At 60.7% G+C, this 3268-nt stretch carries 3 protein-coding genes; 1 reads left to right on the forward strand and 2 read right to left on the reverse strand.

The genetic code is table 11. The features are described from left to right. Positions 1-15: 15 nt before the first annotated feature. Positions 16-2151 carry a 5-histidylcysteine sulfoxide synthase gene (gene ovoA, locus BN1134_RS02420; RefSeq protein ID WP_042045041.1) on the forward strand — a complete coding sequence of 712 codons (2136 nt, stop codon included), beginning with the start codon at positions 16-18 and terminating at the stop codon, positions 2149-2151. A gap of 334 nt (positions 2152-2485) precedes the next feature. On the opposite strand, the gene BN1134_RS19085 is transcribed toward ovoA, so the two are convergent. Both BN1134_RS19085 and BN1134_RS19090 read right to left on the reverse strand, forming a co-directional pair. Beyond that, positions 2486-2824 (reverse strand): hypothetical protein, encoded by a 339-nt coding sequence (locus BN1134_RS19085; protein WP_084214681.1) that lies wholly within the window; start codon positions 2822-2824, stop codon positions 2486-2488. A gap of 71 nt (positions 2825-2895) precedes the next feature. Further along, entirely contained in the window at positions 2896-3174 is a 279-nt protein-coding gene (locus BN1134_RS19090; protein WP_198133131.1) for a hypothetical protein, read from the reverse strand. Positions 3175-3268 lie beyond the last annotated feature (94 nt).

Below are 3268 nucleotides of genomic sequence, written 5' to 3' on the forward strand. Positions count from 1 at the left end.
ACCTTCGCCCACCCCCTGCACACCGAGAGCGCCGGCCTGCCCGCCCCGACCCGAACCCTACTGCTGCACGGCGACGACCCGGCAGAGAAGCGCCGCGAGCTGCTCGACTACTTCACCCAGACCTTCGAGCTCTACGAGCGCCTGTTCGACTGTCTGGCCGACGAGCGCGCCTGGTTCACCAAGGCGATCCGCCTGCGCCATCCGCTCATCTTCTACTACGGCCACACCGCCGCCTTCTTCATCAACAAGCTGATCGCCGCGCGCCTCATCGACGAGCGCATCGACCCGCGTATCGAAGCCATGGTGGCCATCGGGGTCGACGAGATGAGCTGGGACGATCTCGATGAGCGCCACTACGACTGGCCGAGCGTCGGCGCGTTGCGCCACTACCGCGCCAAGGTGCGCGAGCGGGTGATCCACTTCATCGAGCAGATGCCGCTGACCCTGCCGATAGACTGGCAGAGCCCGGCCTGGGCCATCCTGATGGGCATAGAGCATGAGCGCATCCATCTGGAGACCTCGAGCGTGCTGATCCGCCAGCTGCCGCTGGCCTGGGTACGCCCCCAGCCCCACTGGCCCGCCTGCCCTCAGGCCCGGCGCGATCGCACTAGCGTGCCGGCCAACACCCTGCTGGCGGTGGCCGGCGGCGAGGTGGTGCTCGGCAAGCGGGATGACACCTACGGCTGGGACAACGAGTACGGCGAGCGGCGGATCACTCTGGCCCCCTTCCAGGCGAGCCGGCTGCTGGTGAGCAACGCCGAATTCTTCGCCTTTGTGGAGGCCGGCGGCTATACCGAGCGCCGCTTCTGGGACGACGAGGGGTGGGGCTGGCGTGAATTTGCCGACGCCGCCATGCCCAGCTTCTGGGTCGGCGATCCGGGGGCCCCCGAGGCCCTGCGGCTGCGCCTGATGACAGAGGAGGTTAACATGCCGTGGGACTGGCCGGTCGAGGTCAATCAGCTCGAGGCCGCCGCCTTCTGCCGCTGGAAGAGCGAGGTGACCGGCCTACCGGTGCAGCTGCCAAGCGAAGCCGAGTGGATGCACCTGCGCCAGCGCATCGCGCTGGATCAGCCGACCTGGCCCAGGGCCCCCGGCAATCTCAACCTGGAGTACTGGGCCTCCTCCTGCCCGGTCGATCGGTTCCAGCAAGAGGCGTTTTGCGATCTGGTGGGCAACGTCTGGCAGTGGACCAGTACCCCCATCGATGGCTATGAGGGGTTCAAGGTGCACCCCCTCTACGACGACTTCTCCACCCCCACCTTCGACGGCAAGCACAACCTGATGAAGGGGGGCAGCTGGATCAGCACCGGCAACGAGGCGATCGCCGCCGCGCGCTATGCGTTTCGCCGCCACTTCTTCCAGCACGCCGGCTTTCGCTATCTGGTGTCGCACCACCGGGAGGCCCGCACCATTAACCCCTACGAGACCGACACCCTGGTGGCCCAGTACCTGGACTTTCACTACGGCCCGAGCCACTTCGGGGTGCCCAACTACAGCCAGACCCTGGCTACGTTGGCGGCCGAGCTTACCCCCAACCATCAGCGGGCGCTCGACATCGGCTGCGCCGTGGGCCGCACCAGCTTCGAGCTGGCCCGCCACTTCCAGCACGTGGACGGGGTCGACTACTCGGCCCGCTTCATCGACGTGGCGCTGGCCATGACCCGGCAGGAGGGGTTCCGCTACGCCGTGCCGCTGGAGGGAGATCTGGTGGACTATCGGCAGGCCCGGCTGGCCGACCACGCGCTCGGGGCCGAGCAGGCGGCGCGCATTCATTTTAGCCAGGGGGACGCCTGCAACCTCAAGCCCAAGTACGACCACTACGATCTGGTGCTGGCCTCAAACCTCATCGACCGGCTGCGCGAACCCGCCCGGTTCCTGCAAGAGATAGGCCGGCGCCTGCGCCCGGGCGGCATCCTGCTGCTCACCAGCCCCTATACCTGGCTTGAGGAGTACACCCCCAAGGCCAACTGGCTCGGCGGGGTGCGGGAGAACGGCGAGGCACTGACCACCCATCAGGCCCTGCAACGGCTGCTAGCGGCGGAGTTTGAGGAGGTGGGCACACCGAGCGACGTGCCCTTCGTGATCCGCGAGACGGCCCGCAAGTACCAGCACACACTGGCCCAGCTCACCGTCTGGCGCAGACGGGGTTAACGCCACCAGGGGCCTGCGGGCCCCTTTGGTGAGCATGCCTTGCCACCCGATAAAGCGGCCCGTCATGGGCCGCCCACGGGGGCCGCGACTATGCGATCAGCCAGCCCCTTGATCCAGCTTCCATCGCGCTTTCCAGATTGGTGCGCTTATGGCACTGGGCTATCAACTAGATGCAGCCTGTCATTTTCTGAAAGACCGATACCATCTTGCCCCTGAACAACCGTCTCCCTGCGTCCCCTTGCATCACTCCCCTCACCCGGCGACGCAGCTAATACAATGGTGAGCGTTCCAAAATTCAACTTTTAGGCAACAATATATATTTAAAATAATAATTTTAGTAACCGCGAACCAAATAAAGTAATAAACATACCACACCGACTAAAAGCATCCATAAGATAGCTGGGCCATAGTTTCCTTTTTGCGCTTCCGATGCTAAATATGCATTGAATTCTTTTTTACTCTGATGTCGCCCGTATGCTGAACCAGTATTATGGTGCCCTAGTGGCGTTGAGCCTGTATTAACATATTCCTTCCCTGCTGCTAGAGAAGGTAGTGGTCCAAAATCAGCTTTTCCTTCTGCTGTAACAACATACCAACTTGAGCCATCTTTGATGATGAAACGACCATCACCTACAGCATATTGGCCTGCTTTAATTTTTTTAATAGAAACCATCGGCGACTCCTTCTGCCTAATGTTTGATCAAGAAGCGGGCTTTAGTCCATCCCAGCGAGCGATTTGAACCACTAGTTAGGGGCCACATAACTCGGTTCATAAACGATTTCAAACTCAGGACCAAGCTCTGTTTGAAGCTCCGATAAAAAAGTGAGTACTTCGGTTTCAAATTTTTCGCATTCATCGGGGCCCCAAGGGCCTGGATCGGGCGGGTAGTCCCAATTTAAGGCGGTATCGTGCCACTGAGATAATGCGTTTAACCGTACGAGCATTGCATTGCTCAGAGGTAATTTGTCTTCAATAGGGCCGACATCAAACTCTTTTAATGCTGCGTCATTGCCGCACCACAAGGAACCTCCGCCCCACTCGAACATTAGTCTGATACTAAAAGCGCCGGACATTGATGAGTCTCTAACATTTGGTTACCTGATTACCCATGACCCT

Origin of the sequence: Aeromonas simiae (assembly GCF_000820125.1) — a bacterium.
GTDB classification, from domain to species: domain Bacteria; phylum Pseudomonadota; class Gammaproteobacteria; order Enterobacterales; family Aeromonadaceae; genus Aeromonas; species Aeromonas simiae.

Coding starts and splice junctions, on each gene's coding strand:
- BN1134_RS19085 (WP_084214681.1), bottom strand. CDS start 2,824: ATGGTTTCTATTAAAAAAATTAAAGCAGGCCAATATGCTGTAGGTGAT.